Annotated in this window: 14 protein-coding genes, 4 tRNA genes and 3 rRNA genes; 17 read left to right on the top strand and 4 right to left on the bottom strand. The window is 45.3% G+C overall.

All coding sequences use genetic code 11. The annotated features are described in order from the left end of the window. Positions 1-83 precede the first annotated feature (83 nt). The gene (locus KFQ09_RS06740) at positions 84-671 is read left to right on the top strand and encodes a LysE family transporter (protein ID WP_007496397.1); all 588 of its coding nucleotides are present in this window, start codon (positions 84-86) and stop codon (positions 669-671) included. 4 nt (positions 672-675) lie between these two features. Here the strand turns inward: KFQ09_RS06740 and KFQ09_RS06735 are convergent, their stop codons facing one another. Beyond that, the gene (locus tag KFQ09_RS06735; protein ID WP_017358427.1) at positions 676-1,227 is read right to left on the bottom strand and encodes a GNAT family N-acetyltransferase; all 552 of its coding nucleotides are present in this window, start codon (positions 1,225-1,227) and stop codon (positions 676-678) included. A gap of 126 nt (positions 1,228-1,353) precedes the next feature. On the opposite strand from KFQ09_RS06735, the gene KFQ09_RS06730 reads away from it, so the two are divergent. Both KFQ09_RS06730 and KFQ09_RS06725 read left to right on the top strand, forming a co-directional pair. Beyond that, on the top strand, positions 1,354-1,539 hold the full coding sequence (locus tag KFQ09_RS06730) for a CsbD family protein (RefSeq protein WP_008346686.1): 186 nt from the start codon (positions 1,354-1,356) through the stop codon (positions 1,537-1,539). Between the two features lie 149 nt (positions 1,540-1,688). After that, the gene (locus tag KFQ09_RS06725) at positions 1,689-2,351 is read left to right on the top strand and encodes an O-methyltransferase (protein ID WP_025206822.1); all 663 of its coding nucleotides are present in this window, start codon (positions 1,689-1,691) and stop codon (positions 2,349-2,351) included. Between the two features lie 35 nt (positions 2,352-2,386). On the opposite strand, the gene KFQ09_RS06720 is transcribed toward KFQ09_RS06725, so the two are convergent. After that, positions 2,387-2,707, bottom strand: coding sequence for an AzlD domain-containing protein (locus KFQ09_RS06720; RefSeq protein ID WP_025206823.1), 321 nt, complete (start codon positions 2,705-2,707; stop codon positions 2,387-2,389). Then, on the bottom strand, positions 2,704-3,429 hold the full coding sequence (locus KFQ09_RS06715; protein ID WP_025206824.1) for an AzlC family ABC transporter permease: 726 nt from the start codon (positions 3,427-3,429) through the stop codon (positions 2,704-2,706). The genes KFQ09_RS06720 and KFQ09_RS06715 overlap by 4 nt, the downstream gene beginning before the upstream one ends. Before the next feature lie 294 nt (positions 3,430-3,723). Here KFQ09_RS06715 and KFQ09_RS06710 point away from each other — a divergent pair, with 294 nt between their 5' ends. After that, complete coding sequence (locus tag KFQ09_RS06710) at positions 3,724-4,599, top strand: DMT family transporter (protein WP_255836137.1); 876 nt, start codon at positions 3,724-3,726, stop codon at positions 4,597-4,599. A gap of 79 nt (positions 4,600-4,678) precedes the next feature. Continuing rightward, positions 4,679-5,698, top strand: coding sequence for a S66 family peptidase (locus KFQ09_RS06705; protein WP_255836136.1), 1,020 nt, complete (start codon positions 4,679-4,681; stop codon positions 5,696-5,698). 38 nt (positions 5,699-5,736) lie between these two features. Here KFQ09_RS06705 and gltP read toward each other — a convergent pair whose 3' ends face one another. Next, entirely contained in the window at positions 5,737-6,987 is a 1,251-nt protein-coding gene (gene gltP / locus KFQ09_RS06700; RefSeq protein WP_024719154.1) for a glutamate-aspartate/proton symporter GltP, read from the bottom strand. A 370-nt stretch (positions 6,988-7,357) separates the two neighbouring features. On the opposite strand from gltP, the gene KFQ09_RS06695 reads away from it, so the two are divergent. The 12 genes from KFQ09_RS06695 to tsaD all read left to right on the top strand — a co-directional run bounded on the left by KFQ09_RS06695 (position 7,358) and on the right by tsaD (position 16,602). Next, positions 7,358-7,434, top strand: a tRNA-Arg gene (locus tag KFQ09_RS06695). 15 nt (positions 7,435-7,449) lie between these two features. After that, positions 7,450-7,523: transfer RNA gene (locus KFQ09_RS06690), tRNA-Gly, on the top strand. Positions 7,524-7,657: 134 nt separating this feature from the next. After that, positions 7,658-9,205 (top strand): 16S ribosomal RNA (locus tag KFQ09_RS06685). A 181-nt stretch (positions 9,206-9,386) separates the two neighbouring features. Then, a 23S ribosomal RNA gene (locus KFQ09_RS06680) occupies positions 9,387-12,315 on the top strand. A gap of 61 nt (positions 12,316-12,376) precedes the next feature. Further along, positions 12,377-12,492, top strand: a 5S ribosomal RNA gene (rrf, locus tag KFQ09_RS06675). Together the 16S, 23S and 5S rRNA genes with 4 tRNA genes alongside form the textbook arrangement of a ribosomal RNA operon. 17 nt (positions 12,493-12,509) lie before the next feature. Further along, positions 12,510-12,586 (top strand) — tRNA-Met (locus KFQ09_RS06670). A 49-nt stretch (positions 12,587-12,635) separates the two neighbouring features. Continuing rightward, positions 12,636-12,712: transfer RNA gene (locus KFQ09_RS06665), tRNA-Asp, on the top strand. Between the two features lie 278 nt (positions 12,713-12,990). Next, positions 12,991-13,968 carry a thiamine-phosphate kinase gene (thiL, locus tag KFQ09_RS06660; protein WP_048002239.1) on the top strand — a complete coding sequence of 326 codons (978 nt, stop codon included), beginning with the start codon at positions 12,991-12,993 and terminating at the stop codon, positions 13,966-13,968. Positions 13,969-13,980: 12 nt separating this feature from the next. Continuing rightward, entirely contained in the window at positions 13,981-14,457 is a 477-nt protein-coding gene (gene tsaE / locus KFQ09_RS06655) for a tRNA (adenosine(37)-N6)-threonylcarbamoyltransferase complex ATPase subunit type 1 TsaE (RefSeq protein ID WP_017359859.1), read from the top strand. Continuing rightward, on the top strand, positions 14,438-15,127 hold the full coding sequence (tsaB, locus tag KFQ09_RS06650) for a tRNA (adenosine(37)-N6)-threonylcarbamoyltransferase complex dimerization subunit type 1 TsaB (protein WP_035391507.1): 690 nt from the start codon (positions 14,438-14,440) through the stop codon (positions 15,125-15,127). The genes tsaE and tsaB overlap by 20 nt, the downstream gene beginning before the upstream one ends. A 25-nt stretch (positions 15,128-15,152) precedes the next feature. Then, complete coding sequence (gene rimI, locus KFQ09_RS06645; RefSeq protein WP_008344382.1) at positions 15,153-15,581, top strand: ribosomal protein S18-alanine N-acetyltransferase; 429 nt, start codon at positions 15,153-15,155, stop codon at positions 15,579-15,581. Next, a complete protein-coding gene (tsaD, locus tag KFQ09_RS06640; protein WP_017359857.1) occupies positions 15,574-16,602 on the top strand; it encodes a tRNA (adenosine(37)-N6)-threonylcarbamoyltransferase complex transferase subunit TsaD in 1,029 nt (342 codons plus the stop codon). The genes rimI and tsaD overlap by 8 nt, the downstream gene beginning before the upstream one ends. The last annotated feature ends 232 nt before the right edge of the window (positions 16,603-16,834 follow it).

The raw sequence follows: 16,834 nt of genomic DNA, 5'->3' as shown, positions 1-16,834 counted from the left end.
ACGACTGAATAGTACAATAAAACGTAATATATACACAATAAAGACTTTTAAGTCTAAATAACGTATGAGAAGGAGGTAACAGTTTGATTGTTTCCATGTTGATTTATGCTTTTGTTACCAGCTTTACCCCTGGACCGAATAATATCATGGCGATGGTCTTTACGAATAAATATGGGGTCAAGCAAACATTTCGATTTTGTTTAGGGGTTGGGATCGGATTTTTGGTCATTTTATGTTTGAGCGGTTTTTTCAATATGATTCTTTATCAAGTCATGCCGAAAATCGGCTGGGTCATGGCTTTCATCGGAGCCGGTTACATGATCTATTTAGCTGTCAAAATCATGAGAAGTAAAGGCGGAGATGACGAAACACTAGACCGCTATAATCATTTTATCCCGGGGATGCTGCTGCAATTTATTAATCCGAAAGCCATCTTGTATGGGTTAACCGTCATTTCCACTTTTGTTCTGCCGTATGGACAGTCCAATATGCAATACATGTTGTTGACGTTGATTCTCGCCATCATTGGTTTTTTAGGCACATTTAGCTGGAGTTTATTTGGCTCTGTATTCAAGCGTTTTTTGACTCTTTATCAGCGGCCGTTCCAGTTCGTCATGGGGCTGCTGCTTATGTATAGTGCGATTTCGATGATCTGGAGTTATGTCATGTAAGCGGTCAGGAGACTGGCCGCTGCCTGCCCATCACAACCGTATCATAATACATGCCGTCCGCCAGCCGTTTATCTTTTTTTAACAAGCCTTCAATCTCAAAGCCATAGTGTTCATATAAACGAATGGCTTTTTGATTGGTTTCCATTACTTGAAGTGACATCTTTTGAATGCCTTGCTGATCTGCCCAGTCGATCGATGCAGCTAAAAGTTCTTTCCCGATGTGATAGCCCCAAGCGGCCTTCTGTACGGCGACGCCAAACGTTACTTTGTGAGCAGAGCGCTTAAGAGAATGCCCTTCGCATCTTGAAAAACCGACAATGTCTCCTTCAATATCTGCAACTAAAAAGAGATGACGGCATTCCTTGGAATCCTCTTGAATCAACGCCTCGAACCCTTTCTCATCAATAAAAGCTTCACCCGGTTCACGATCTAAATATTCGGTTTCACCATCGATTTTCAGTCTGAGAGCTGATAACTGTTTGGCATCTGCTAATGCAGCAGAGCGAATACGATAAGTCACACCACGTACAGTGAACATACTTTCAGAAATGATCATTGAACAAACCACCAACCTTTCATTCCATTATGTCTATCATACCTGAAACGCGCACACAGAACACTCAGATGTTTTGTCATGTGCAAAAAGGCTAAATAAACAGTATCAAACGTGGAGGTGGAACAAATGAGTGAACAAAATGGACATATGGATAAAGCGAAAGGAAAAACAAATCAAGTCAAAGGTCAAGTGAAAGAAAAACTTGGCGAAGCGACAGATCATGAAAACCTGAAAGCAGAAGGAAAGAAAGATCAAGTAAAAGGAAAGCTTCAAGATAAAAAAGGTGACGTGAAAAATAAGCTGAATCAGTAGTTTGCGTATACTTGCACTCGCCCCATGTATCCATCATCACATTCCTTTCATCAATAAAATGAATAGGTGTGTGAAAAGAATTGATTATAAATTCTCGCTTCCATCATGTAGAATTTAAATAGAAGACATGAACAAGGGAGATGGATGACTTGGAGCAAGTATGGGGGAAAGTTGACGAGTATATCAAAGACAAATTGATGGCCAAAGATGACGTATTGGAGCAAACTCTTATCAAGAATAAGCAAGCCGGGTTACCAGAAATAGATGTGTCGCCGGCCCAAGGAAAACTGCTTTATTTGTTAGCAAAAACCAAGGGTGCAAAGCGCATTTTAGAAATCGGTACACTTGGCGGTTATAGTACCATTTGGCTTGCCCGTGCACTTGAAGAAGATGGAGAACTTTTGACATTAGAGGCTGTCAGTCATCATGCAGAAACAGCACAGCAGAACATAGACAGAGCAGGCCTAGCAGAACGTGTCACCATTTTACAAGGAAAAGCGTTAGATACTTTATCTCAGTTAAAAGAGCAGGATACGCTTCCGTTCGATTTGATTTTCATTGATGCAGACAAACCAAACAACCCGCAATATTTGAAGTGGGCGTTACATTTCTCAAAAAAGGGAACAGTCATTATTGCAGACAATGTGGTCAGAAATGGGGCAGTTCTCCATGCCTCTGATCAAGATGAGCGAGTGAAGGGAACGCGTGAATTTTTCGATTTACTCAAACAAGAGTCGAGAATTGAAGCAACCGCTATTCAAACTGTTGGCGAAAAAGGCTATGACGGCTTTATATACGGTATCGTAAAATGAAAAAAGCTTAACCGCATCCGGTTAAGCTTTTTCTATTAGAAAAGCCATCTAGCTGTGCCCATCAGCATGACGCCTACTAGAACGGTGAGGGACAAGCTTTTTGTCCAAACAGCGATTAACACAGTTGGAACCAAGACAGCAAGGTACATCCAGTGAATGGTGACGCTTGCTGTAGTATGTATGAATAGATGCTCTGCAATCAAAGCAGTAAATATACAAATGGGGATAAATGATAACCATTTGAGCACCACTTCTGGCATCTGGATACTCCTCACAAATAAAAATGGAACGACTCTTGGGATGATGGTCACAATCATACAGCCAAGAATGAGCCATAACATAAAACTACTAATCATTTATCTGTCACCACCCCAATAGTGGCAACAAGCACAGTCGCCAACAAAACAGCCACGTGTGAAGGAACAAAATGAAGCAGCACAAACATCGCAACAAACATATATAAAACAAGTGATAAGCGATGGGTTAGCTTATTTTTTGGCACCGTCTGTAAAGAAAGAATGAGCAGCGCAGCAAACATCGCGGATAGGGCAAAATCAAGACCAAGCGCCTCTGGATTTGAAATCCAGTGTCCGAATATTCCGCCAAGTGTACACGCAGCAATCCAGCATAAATAAGCTGTAATATTCAGTCCATGCATCCATCTGTTATTCAATTTTCCTTGCTGTGCTAATTTATTCATCGCTACGCCAAAGGATTCATCAGTAAGCAGAAGGCCAAACCCGATGTTCTGCTTTACAGAGTAGCGTGTAAAATGAGGGGCAAGCGTAAGACTGAGTAACAAATGCCGTAAATTGACAATGAACGTGGTGAAAATAATAGCGGAAAGGGGGCTTCCTGTCACAAGTAATGCACAGATGATAAACTGTGAAGCGCCAGCATAAATAAAGATAGATAGCAGCGCGATTTCCCATATACTTAAGTGCGAACTAATGCCAACAATTCCAAAGGCAAACCCAATGCTCATATAACCAAGCAAGGTTGGCACACAATCTTTTATTCCCTCAAGAAACGGTTCGTTTCCGGCAGTGGGAATGTGTTTCCTAGCTTCAACATCCAAAGACCTCTACTCCTTTTCTGTGTAAACATCAATTGTTTTACTTACTATAAGAAAACGAATTCATCATGTCAATCCTATTGAACTTCTATTATATGAAGAAACATGGCGATAAAAAGGATTGAAGTGAACCAGATTTTGTTATAAAGTAATCAGAAAATAAACACAATTGGGGTGACTGATATGCAATGGAAGCCTTTATTTGAACATGATGTACCAAATCACCTCCGTCCATAACGGAGAGTGATCTCCGTTTGTGGATATCGCAGTGAATATATCCGTAACGGAGGGGAAAAAATGAATGAAAAATATATAGGAGCCCTCTACTTAGCGTTAGCTGCTAGTATTTGGGGCGGTATGTATGTAGTGGTCAAAGTAACAGTTGCGGTTGTCCCGCCACTTGAGCTCGTCTGGATGAGATATGCAGTAGCTGGAGTCGTTCTTGTGTTCACGATTTGGCGTTTGGGCTACTCTTTTCGGTTAGACAAAAAGGATATCCCGCTGATTGTGTCGATTGGATTGATTGGCAACTTTCTATCGATCGTGACCCAAGAAATTGGCACAATGTATACGTCTGCACAAATGGGTGCCGTCATCACATCGGCCACACCTGCTTTTATGGTGCTTTTCGCTTTCTTTCTATTAAAAGAATCATTCACAGTGAGAAAGTGTGTCTCCATTCTGCTTGCTACAGTAGGTGTACTGACGATGATTGGACCTGTCGCTGTTCAAACGGATGAGTTTGTTGGCGGTCTTTCGCTGATGATCGCTGCATTAACATGGGCGCTGATGTCTGTTCTTTTGAAACGAGTTCCAGGAAAGTATCCTCAAGTAGTGACGACAACATATGCGATCATTGTGGCTTTTATCGTATTAACACCACCTGTCTTGTTTCGTTTGCCTCATCTTGATGTGCAGCAAATGGCAAGACCGGAAATATGGGGCGGCATTCTGTATCTAGGTATCATCTCAACGGCCCTTGCTTTCTTTTTGTGGAATAGAGGGCTTCAACTGATGGACGCTTCAAGCGGTGGTCTGTTTTTCTTCTTTCAACCAATCGTTGGTACGGTCCTTGGATGGCTGCTTCTAGGTGAAGAGATGGGCTTACGTTCGTTTGTTGGGATTTTGTGTATTTTCGCAGGTGTATATACTGTCCTGCGTCAGAGAGAGTAAGACGAGATTCCCCTTGAAGAAGGGGAATTTTCTTTACAATGAATAGATGAGAGATTCATAGAAGGTGGAGGTGAGCAGGATGATCCAGTATCCATTTTTGCAAAAAGGACAAACGATTGGGGTGACAGCACCGTCCTCAGGTGTGCAACCCTCTTTGCATAAGATGTTTCAACTGTCTTGTGATCGGATGAAAAAAAGAGGCTATGAAGTCATATGTGGAGAGACAGTATGGCAGCAGGAAAAAGCGAAATCAGCCCCTGCAATCAAGCGAGCAAATGAGTTACAGCGGATGATGACTTGTCATGAGATTGACCACATCATCCCGCCATGGGGCGGACAGCTGCTTATTGAAGTGTTAGAGCATCTTGATTTCTCAGTGATGCAAAAAAAGTGGATTCTTGGTTACTCAGATACAAGTCTCCTTCTATTAGCTTTGACATTAAACACAGGCATTGCGACAGCGCATGGACCGAACCTTGTGGATCTTCAGGGGGAAGAGCTTGATCAGGTGACGGCTATGTGGGAACAAATACTTTCCACTCCAGAGAAAAAGGACGTTACTCAATTTTCTTCTGATATGTATCAAAAGGAATGGCAGTATGACCATCCAAGTATACATGTCTTTCATTTAACCGAACCAACCGCATGGCGTACTGTTGATCACTTAGAGACGACGATGAAGGGAAGACTGATGGGTGGCTGTATTGATGTGATCCGGCACTTAGCTGGCACGCCTTTTGGAGATGTCAAAGCTTTTCAAGAAACATACCTGAAAGGTGAACCCGTTCTATGGTATTTTGAAAACTGTGAATTAAATGCTGCGAGCATGAAGAGGTCTCTTGTTCAATTAAAACTAGCAGGCTGGTTTGATCATTGCTCTGGCATCATGTTTGGCAGGAGTGCAGTGGACACTCCTGTGGAAGGATATGAATATACGGATCTATATGAAGAATTGCATAAGGAATTACAAATACCAATTGTTTACGATATTGATTGTGGACACGTACCGCCTCAAATGACCCTCATTAACGGAGCATATGCGGAGGTGCAGTTGCAACAAGAAGGTAAAGCCGTGCTGAGGCAGACATTTTTGCCATGAAAAAAGGAAAGGGCGACCCCTTTCCTTCATAAATAACATTACATTCCTTTTGTTTCTTCACCTGCTTTTGGAACTTCCCATGCAGACTCTCGGAATACTTTTTCCCATTTAGAAACGACAATACAGGCAACCGCATGTCCAGGAACATTCACGCCTGTTCGAGCCATATCCATAATCCGGTCAACCCCGGCGATAATAGCGACACCTTCTGCTGGCAGACCTACTGCATGAGCTGTTGCCAAAAGAACGACAAGTGAGCCAGACGGGACAGCTGCAATGCCTTTACTTGTTAAAACAAGGACAAGCATCATGAGGAGCTGCTGTGATAAACTCATATCGACACCAAACGCTTGTGCAAGAAACACACAGGAAACCGATAAATATAAACTTGAACCATCACAATTAAGAGAAAGACCTGACGGGATGACGAAGGAAACGATTCTTTTTGGGCAGCCGTATTTCTCCATCCGTGACATGAGCTGGGGAAGAACAGTTTCTGTACTTGTAGTAGAAAAGGCCACTAAAAACAAATCCCAAATCATTTTCAACACTTCGAAGTAGTTAAAACGGAAGATCAGTGCGACAAGAGGGAACAAAACAAATAGAATAATAAACAATCCTAAGAAAACAGTGCCAACAAGTTTCATCATAGGAATGAGTAAAACAATGCCGTATTGTCCGACAGAAGCTGCCATTAATGCTAAAACTCCAATAGGAGCTGTCACCATGACCATTTGTGTGAGCTTAAACATAATTTGTGCTACTGATTCAAAGAAGGTAAGGACAGGAGCGGAAGCTTTCCCAATGCCGCTTGCGGCTACACCGAATAAAATAGCGAAGAAAATCACTGCTAGTAAATCATTTTGAGCCATGACATCGATGATATTGGTTGGAATGATGTCTAAAACCATCTGTTTAAAATCGACGACCTTTTGAGTATAACCATCGAGTTCCCCAATATCTTTCTTAGCTAATTGAGAGAAATCGAGTCCAACGCCTGGCTTTAACACGTTGGCCAATAAAAGTCCGATTCCAAGAACGATGGTCGTAATGACCTCAAACCAAATGATTGTCTTTAATCCGAGACTGCCCATTTTCTTCATTCCACCGCTGCCAGCTGCGCCGATGACAATCGTAGAGAAAACAATAGGGACTACAATCATTTTAATCAATCGGATAAAGCCATCCCCAATGGGCCGCAGTGCCATTCCGAAATCAGGGAAGAAGTGGCCGATAAGAGCTCCTATCACCAAAGCGATCATGATTTGAAAAGCGACAAACTTTTTCATCATCTCCTACCTCCTTTAAATGCATGGAAAAAAATTAAGAATTTTCCAATAAATAAAAATTCTAGGTGACCATGTTTTGTCCTCCTTTGGATTTAGAAAGATTTTATTTAAGAATCATTAGAATTATGAAGAAAGAAATGAAATTAGGGCGATTGAAACTCTATTTATCTAACAAAAGAGCACTTCTTAAAAAACATGAAACTTTTTTAGAAAAATGTATTGACCCTTTTGTGTGATCCATGGTATATTTTTATTCGTCGCTGATGACGCATCTGAAACACTGATGCTCAGACAGATACGACAAACAAACTTCAAAAAGATGTTGACTTAATAAAAACGATATGTTAAGATAATTAAGTCGCCTGATTAAGCGCCCGTAGCTCAATTGGATAGAGCGTTTGACTACGGATCAAAAGGTTAGGGGTTCGACTCCTCTCGGGCGCGCCAATAACATTTAACCACGCGGGTGTAGTTTAGTGGTAAAACCTCAGCCTTCCAAGCTGATGTCGTGAGTTCGATTCTCATCACCCGCTCCATTTTTAAAAATGATCTTTGAAAACTAAACAAGACAAAACGTACCTGTTAATTCGAGTTTTTACAAAAAAATCCTATGATATTTCATAGGTAGTCAGTCAAACGCTGACGAAAAACAAAACTTCGGTTTTGTACTTTTTCGGAGAGTTTGATCCTGGCTCAGGACGAACGCTGGCGGCGTGCCTAATACATGCAAGTCGAGCGGACAGAAGGGAGCTTGCTCCCGGATGTTAGCGGCGGACGGGTGAGTAACACGTGGGTAACCTGCCTGTAAGACTGGGATAACTCCGGGAAACCGGAGCTAATACCGGATAGTTCCTTGAACCGCATGGTTCAAGGATGAAAGACGGTTTCGGCTGTCACTTACAGATGGACCCGCGGCGCATTAGCTAGTTGGTGAGGTAACGGCTCACCAAGGCGACGATGCGTAGCCGACCTGAGAGGGTGATCGGCCACACTGGGACTGAGACACGGCCCAGACTCCTACGGGAGGCAGCAGTAGGGAATCTTCCGCAATGGACGAAAGTCTGACGGAGCAACGCCGCGTGAGTGATGAAGGTTTTCGGATCGTAAAGCTCTGTTGTTAGGGAAGAACAAGTGCAAGAGTAACTGCTTGCACCTTGACGGTACCTAACCAGAAAGCCACGGCTAACTACGTGCCAGCAGCCGCGGTAATACGTAGGTGGCAAGCGTTGTCCGGAATTATTGGGCGTAAAGGGCTCGCAGGCGGTTTCTTAAGTCTGATGTGAAAGCCCCCGGCTCAACCGGGGAGGGTCATTGGAAACTGGGAAACTTGAGTGCAGAAGAGGAGAGTGGAATTCCACGTGTAGCGGTGAAATGCGTAGAGATGTGGAGGAACACCAGTGGCGAAGGCGACTCTCTGGTCTGTAACTGACGCTGAGGAGCGAAAGCGTGGGGAGCGAACAGGATTAGATACCCTGGTAGTCCACGCCGTAAACGATGAGTGCTAAGTGTTAGGGGGTTTCCGCCCTTAGTGCTGCAGCTAACGCATTAAGCACTCCGCCTGGGGAGTACGGTCGCAAGACTGAAACTCAAAGGAATTGACGGGGGCCCGCACAAGCGGTGGAGCATGTGGTTTAATTCGAAGCAACGCGAAGAACCTTACCAGGTCTTGACATCCTCTGACAACCCTAGAGATAGGGCTTTCCCTTCGGGGACAGAGTGACAGGTGGTGCATGGTTGTCGTCAGCTCGTGTCGTGAGATGTTGGGTTAAGTCCCGCAACGAGCGCAACCCTTGATCTTAGTTGCCAGCATTCAGTTGGGCACTCTAAGGTGACTGCCGGTGACAAACCGGAGGAAGGTGGGGATGACGTCAAATCATCATGCCCCTTATGACCTGGGCTACACACGTGCTACAATGGACAGAACAAAGGGCTGCGAGACCGCAAGGTTTAGCCAATCCCACAAATCTGTTCTCAGTTCGGATCGCAGTCTGCAACTCGACTGCGTGAAGCTGGAATCGCTAGTAATCGCGGATCAGCATGCCGCGGTGAATACGTTCCCGGGCCTTGTACACACCGCCCGTCACACCACGAGAGTTTGCAACACCCGAAGTCGGTGAGGTAACCTTTATGGAGCCAGCCGCCGAAGGTGGGGCAGATGATTGGGGTGAAGTCGTAACAAGGTAGCCGTATCGGAAGGTGCGGCTGGATCACCTCCTTTCTAAGGATATATGGAGCAGCGTGCGTTTTCGTCTTGTTTAGTTTTGAAGGATCATTCCTTCAAACATGTCTCTAGCGAGACAGGATTGTTCTTTGAAAACTAGATAACAATAAGTAATACATTCACATTGAATGCAATGCAAAGTTCATCACACATAGTGATTCTTTCTAAAGTAAGAAATGGTTAAGTTAGAAAGGGCGCACGGTGGATGCCTTGGCACTAGGAGCCGATGAAGGACGGGACGAACACCGATATGCTTCGGGGAGCTGTAAGCAAGCTTTGATCCGGAGATTTCCGAATGGGGAAACCCACTGCTCGTAATGGAGTAGTATCCATACTTGAATACATAGAGTATGAGAAGGCATACCCGGGGAACTGAAACATCTAAGTACCCGGAGGAAGAGAAAGCAAATGCGATTCCCTGAGTAGCGGCGAGCGAAACGGGAACAGCCCAAACCAAGAGGCTTGCCTCTTGGGGTTGTAGGACACTCTATACGGAGTTACAAAGGAACGATATAAGCGAAGAGGTCTGGAAAGGCCCGCCAAAGAAGGTAACAGCCCTGTAACTGAAATGTTGTTCTCTCCAGAGTGGATCCTGAGTACGGCGGAACACGTGAAATTCCGTCGGAATCCGGGAGGACCATCTCCCAAGGCTAAATACTCCCTAGTGACCGATAGTGAACCAGTACCGTGAGGGAAAGGTGAAAAGCACCCCGGAAGGGGAGTGAAATAGATCCTGAAACCGTGTGCCTACAAGTAGTCAGAGCCCGTTAACGGGTGATGGCGTGCCTTTTGTAGAATGAACCGGCGAGTTACGATCCCGTGCAAGGTTAAGCAGAAGATGCGGAGCCGCAGCGAAAGCGAGTCTGAATAGGGCGCATGAGTACGTGGTCGTAGACCCGAAACCAGGTGATCTACCCATGTCCAGGGTGAAGTTCAGGTAACACTGAATGGAGGCCCGAACCCACGCACGTTGAAAAGTGCGGGGATGAGGTGTGGGTAGGGGTGAAATGCCAATCGAACCTGGAGATAGCTGGTTCTCTCCGAAATAGCTTTAGGGCTAGCCTCAAGGTAAGAGTCTCGGAGGTAGAGCACTGATTGGACTAGGGGCCCCTACCGGGTTACCGAATTCAGTCAAACTCCGAATGCCGATGACTTATCCTTGGGAGTCAGACTGCGAGTGATAAGATCCGTAGTCGAAAGGGAAACAGCCCAGACCGCCAGCTAAGGTCCCAAAGTATACGTTAAGTGGAAAAGGATGTGGAGTTGCTTAGACAACCAGGATGTTGGCTTAGAAGCAGCCACCATTTAAAGAGTGCGTAATAGCTCACTGGTCGAGTGACTCTGCGCCGAAAATGTACCGGGGCTAAACGTATCACCGAAGCTGCGGACTGTTCTTACGAACAGTGGTAGGAGAGCGTTCTAAGTGCAGTGAAGTCAGACCGGAAGGACTGGTGGAGCGCTTAGAAGTGAGAATGCCGGTATGAGTAGCGAAAGACGGGTGAGAATCCCGTCCACCGAATGCCTAAGGTTTCCTGAGGAAGGCTCGTCCGCTCAGGGTTAGTCGGGACCTAAGCCGAGGCCGAAAGGCGTAGGCGATGGACAACAGGTTGATATTCCTGTACCACCTCCTCACCATTTGAGCAATGGGGGGACGCAGGAGGATAGGGTAAGCGCGGTATTGGATATCCGCGTCCAAGCAGTTAGGCTGGGAAATAGGCAAATCCGTTTCCCGTGAAGGCTGAGCTGTGATGGCGAGCGAAATTTAGTAGCGAAGTTCCTGATTCCACACTGCCAAGAAAAGCCTCTAGCGAGGTGAGAGGTGCCCGTACCGCAAACCGACACAGGTAGGCGAGGAGAGAATCCTAAGGTGATCGAGAGAACTCTCGTTAAGGAACTCGGCAAAATGACCCCGTAACTTCGGGAGAAGGGGTGCTTCTTAGGGTGTTAAAGCCCCGAGAAGCCGCAGTGAATAGGCCCAGGCGACTGTTTAGCAAAAACACAGGTCTCTGCGAAGCCGTAAGGCGAAGTATAGGGCTGACGCCTGCCCGGTGCTGGAAGGTTAAGAGGAGCGCTTAGCGTAAGCGAAGGTGCGAATTGAAGCCCCAGTAAACGGCGGCCGTAACTATAACGGTCCTAAGGTAGCGAAATTCCTTGTCGGGTAAGTTCCGACCCGCACGAAAGGCGCAACGATCTGGGCACTGTCTCAACGAGAGACTCGGTGAAATTATAGTACCTGTGAAGATGCAGGTTACCCGCGACAGGACGGAAAGACCCCGTGGAGCTTTACTGCAGCCTGATATTGAATGTTGGTACAGCTTGTACAGGATAGGTAGGAGCCTTGGAAACCGGAGCGCTAGCTTCGGTGGAGGCATCGGTGGGATACTACCCTGGCTGTATTGACCTTCTAACCCGCTGCCCTTATCGGGCAGGGAGACAGTGTCAGGTGGGCAGTTTGACTGGGGCGGTCGCCTCCTAAAATGTAACGGAGGCGCCCAAAGGTTCCCTCAGAATGGTTGGAAATCATTCGCAGAGTGTAAAGGCACAAGGGAGCTTGACTGCGAGACCTACAAGTCGAGCAGGGACGAAAGTCGGGCTTAGTGATCCGGTGGTTCCGCATGGAAGGGCCATCGCTCAACGGATAAAAGCTACCCCGGGGATAACAGGCTTATCTCCCCAAGAGTCCACATCGACGGGGAGGTTTGGCACCTCGATGTCGGCTCATCGCATCCTGGGGCTGTAGTCGGTCCCAAGGGTTGGGCTGTTCGCCCATTAAAGCGGTACGCGAGCTGGGTTCAGAACGTCGTGAGACAGTTCGGTCCCTATCCGTCGCGGGCGCAGGAAATTTGAGAGGAGCTGTCCTTAGTACGAGAGGACCGGGATGGACGCACCGCTGGTGTACCAGTTGTTCTGCCAAGGGCATCGCTGGGTAGCTATGTGCGGACGGGATAAGTGCTGAAAGCATCTAAGCATGAAGCCCCCCTCAAGATGAGATTTCCCATTCCGCAAGGAAGTAAGATCCCTGAAAGATGATCAGGTTGATAGGTCTGAGGTGGAAGCGTGGTGACACGTGGAGCTGACAGATACTAATAGATCGAGGACTTAACCTATATTCTAATGTGAAAAATGAACGTTGTTATCTAGTTTTGAGAGAACATTCTCTCCATCAGGTTTGGTGGCGATAGCGAAGAGGTCACACCCGTTCCCATACCGAACACGGAAGTTAAGCTCTTCAGCGCCGATGGTAGTTGGGGGTTTCCCCCTGTGAGAGTAGGACGCCGCCAAGCTTGTTATTTTATATCGTCGCGGGGTGGAGCAGTTCGGTAGCTCGTCGGGCTCATAACCCGAAGGTCGCAGGTTCAAATCCTGCCCCCGCAACCAAATTATTTTACCTATTAAATAGGGAGTACTCATTGAGTACAGCCAAAATGGTCCGGTAGTTCAGTTGGTTAGAATGCCTGCCTGTCACGCAGGAGGTCGCGGGTTCGAGTCCCGTCCGGACCGCCATTTTTATAACTTGTAAACGAAAACGTATAGTTTCGTTTTTTTTTATGTCTTTTTCTTTCTATAAGTATCCTAGATGCAATGAAACTCCTTGTGTTTGGCTACACTAAATGTGATAAGAAAAGATCATGACTTCAACAAACAACGCCTGGTTTTTTTATACCAGGCTTTCTTTATATCATTTTTAGTTGGAACCGAGGCTCATATTCGCTACACTAATACTAACTGTGTCTGACATCATGTTTGCTCAATCAGTTGATTGTATGAAGGGGCTGTCTTTTATGGATGAATTTGATCTTATTCGCCGAATTACACCAAAAGAAACGCATCAGCGTTCTTTGGTCATGGGCATCGGTGATGATGCTAGTGTTTATCAACCTCATTCACATTGTGAAGAGGTCGTTTGTGTTGATACAATGGTAGAGCATGTCCATTTTCGATTTGATTTTTCCACACCCTTTGAGGTTGGATTTAAAGCGCTGGCAGTGAATATCAGTGATATCGCAGCCATGGGAGGAACCCCTAAGTATTATCTTGTATCAATCGCGATCCCGCCTCATGGGGATGAAGCAATTGTCGCATCATTTTACGAGGGAATGAAAGCATTGGCTGACACATATCATATGGATTTAATCGGTGGAGATACAGTAGCCACCCGCAGTGACTTTGTCATCACAGTAACGGTCATTGGTGAGATTCCAAAGGGAACAGCCTGTTACCGTCATAGTGCTCAGACAGGAGACGTTGTCTTTGTCACAGGTGAACTAGGTTCATCAGCTGCTGGGCTATCCCTTTTAATGAATGAAGTAAATGCAGCACATTCGATTGACACTGCTTTTTTTCTAGAGCGACACAAAATGCCGCAGCCGCATATTGCTGCTGGCCTTATTTGTTCAAGCTTCCCCCGGGTGACCTTGAATGATGTGAGTGACGGATTAGCGAGTGAGTTAAACGAAATAGCGGAAGCCAGTCGTGTGACGATTGAAATTGAAGCTGATCAGCTCCCAAAACATCCACATCTACCGTTGTTACATAAAGAGTGGCTTGAATGGGTCTTGTTCGGTGGAGAGGATTTTGTCTTAACTGGTACGATCCCTGAAACGGATTGGAAGCGATTTGAGACGCAATGTAAAAAAGAACACATTCAGGTCACGCGTATTGGACAAGTCAAAGATGATCGAGCGTCCAGCGTTATTTTAAAAGACCATGATCAACAAACAATTTTAATGAAAAAAGGATATAATCATTTTAAGAAATGAGGTGACTCCACCATGAAGTTAACGTGGACAACAAAAGGTGCGGATGAGACGAAACGAATTGCTGCTGCCTTGGCTACACTTGTGATGCCTGGCGATGTCTTAACATTAGAAGGAGACTTAGGTGCAGGTAAAACGACTTTTTCAAAAGGTTTTGCAGAAGGCTTAGGTATTACCCGTATCGTCAACAGCCCTACTTTTACAATTATTAAAGAATATACGGATGGCAGACTGCCACTTTATCATATGGATGTGTATCGTATGGAAGATGCGGAAGAAGATATTGGACTGGGCGAATATTTTGAGGGGGAAGGTGTGTGTTTGGTTGAATGGGCACATCTCATTGAACCTCAATTGCCTTCATCGTATTTAAAAATTGAAATGCTGAGAACAGAACGTGAAGAAGAACGTCATCTCACGTTTTATGCAAAAGGGGAGCGTTATGAGGCCCTTTGTAAGGAGATGAAAAACATTGACCATACTGGCAATTGATACGTCAAACCATACACTCGGAATAGCTCTTATCCGTGATGACACTGTGGTTGGGGAAAGTATTACGTACTTAAAGAAGAATCATTCAGTACGTGCAATGCCGACAGTTGAAGCACTGATGAAAGAATGCGGCGTAGCACCGAGCGAATTAAGCAAAATTGTTGTAGCCAAAGGGCCCGGTTCTTACACTGGCGTTAGAATCGGTGTGACCATTGCAAAAACACTTGCTTGGACGCTGTCTATTCCGATAGCTGCTGTTTCAAGTTTAGAAACGCTGGCGGCAAATGCTCGATATTTTGATGGAATGATTTCTCCTATATTTGATGCAAGAAGAGGACAAGTTTATACAGGGTTATATACATTTGAAGGTGGAAAGATAAAAGAAGTGAAACCAGATCAAAATATCCTGCTCACTGATTGGCTTCAAGAGCTGAAAAAGGAAGGGAACCCTGTTTTATTTCTTGGACATGATGTGCATCTTCATCAAGAGAATATACTCTCCATACTTGGAGAAACCGCCGTTTTAGCAGACGAGGCATTTCACAACCCAAGACCTTCAGTGCTCGCATTTTTGGGGGCAGACCGCCCTGCTGAAGATGTCCATCAGCTTGTTCCTAATTATATTCGTTTGGCAGAAGCGGAAGTGAAATGGCTTGAAGGACAAAAATAATCTCAACACAGTAGAGATGCGAAGAATGACAGTAGAGGACATCCCAGAGGTATATACGATTGAAGTGCATTCATTTACAGCGCCTTGGAAAAAAGAGTCGTTTGTCTATGAAATTCTCCATAACCAATACAGCCATTATTTCCTCATTGAAGAAGATGGTCAGCCTGTTGGGTATTGCGGCGTTTGGATTGTCATGGATGATGCACAAATTACGAATATTGCGATTCTCCCTGAGCACCGGGGAAAAGGATACGGGGAAGCGCTGCTTCGATATGTCATGGAATTTTGCAAAGAAAAAAAGACAGATCATCTTTCACTAGAAGTGCGGGTATCAAATACGCCAGCACAATCCCTTTATGAAAAGCTAGGTTTTAAACCAGCTTCTATTCGAAAGAATTATTATACGGATAACGGGGAAGATGCATTAGTCATGTGGGTGAAGATAAATGAGTGAAAAAAAAGATCGATTCATATTAGGTATAGAAACAAGCTGTGACGAAACAGCTGCGTCCATTGTGAAAAATGGGAAAGAGATCGTAGCGAATGTTGTCGCCTCACAAATAGAAAGCCATAAACGATTTGGCGGCGTGGTACCAGAAATCGCTTCAAGGCATCATGTGGAACAAATGACGATCGTATTAGAAGAAGTCATGACGCAGGCCAATATGACCTTTCAGGATTTAGATGCCATTGCTGTGACAGAAGGTCCAGGCTTAGTTGGTGCACTTTTGATAGGTGTCAATGCAGCCAAAGCACTGAGTTTCGCACATCAAATTCCGCTTGTAGGTGTTCATCATATTGCTGGACACATTTATGCGAACCAGCTCGTTGGTGAACTGGTGTTTCCTTGTTTAGCTCTAGTCGTCTCTGGTGGGCATACTGAGCTTGTTTTGATGAAAGAGCATGGGTCTTTTGAGGTTATTGGTGAAACGTTGGATGATGCGGCTGGAGAAGCGTATGACAAAGTAGCTCGGACAATGGGTCTGCCATATCCAGGGGGACCTCACATTGATCGATTGGCACATGAAGGGGAGCCAACGATTAAGCTTCCTCGTGCATGGCTTGAAGAAGGATCCTATCATTTTAGTTTCAGCGGTTTAAAATCAGCGGTCATCAACACATTACACAATGCGTCTCAAAAGGGCGAAACCATTGCGCCTGAGGATTTGGCTGCAAGTTTCCAAGAAAGCGTGATTGAGGTGCTAGTCGGAAAGACATTAAAAGCGGCTGAAGCGTATGGTGTGAAACAAGTCGTTCTAGCTGGCGGGGTTGCTGCCAATAAAGGTCTTAGAGAAGCCCTTACTTCAGCATTTGCGAAGCTACCTGAAGTGAATGTCATGATTCCGCCATTGTCTCTTTGTACAGACAATGCAGCCATGATTGCTGCTGCGGGAACCATTGCATTTGAAAAGGGAATAAGAGGCGACATGGCAATGAACGGTCAACCTGGACTGCCGCTTGTTTCCTATGAATAAGAACTCCTGTGGATATACAGGAGTTTCAGCGTGTAGACAAACCCTCGCATTCAGTGTCAGTCCTGCGTGCTGGTGCTCACGAATATCAAATTCACTCCGCGCCAGTACTCGTCCTTCCTAGACTTCAAAGTTTTCTATCACGCTGAGCTGAAAAGAAGACAAAGGACTAAAATAAAGTTCATTTTATCCCTTTGTCAACAATTTGGAACTCCTGTGGATATACAGGAGTTTT

The organism is Bacillus sp. FS02, from assembly GCF_024398395.1.
Classification (GTDB): Bacteria; Bacillota; Bacilli; order Bacillales; family Bacillaceae; genus Bacillus; species Bacillus altitudinis.
Note: the sequence above shows the minus strand (reverse complement) of the source record. Positions and strands in the feature narration are given on the sequence as shown.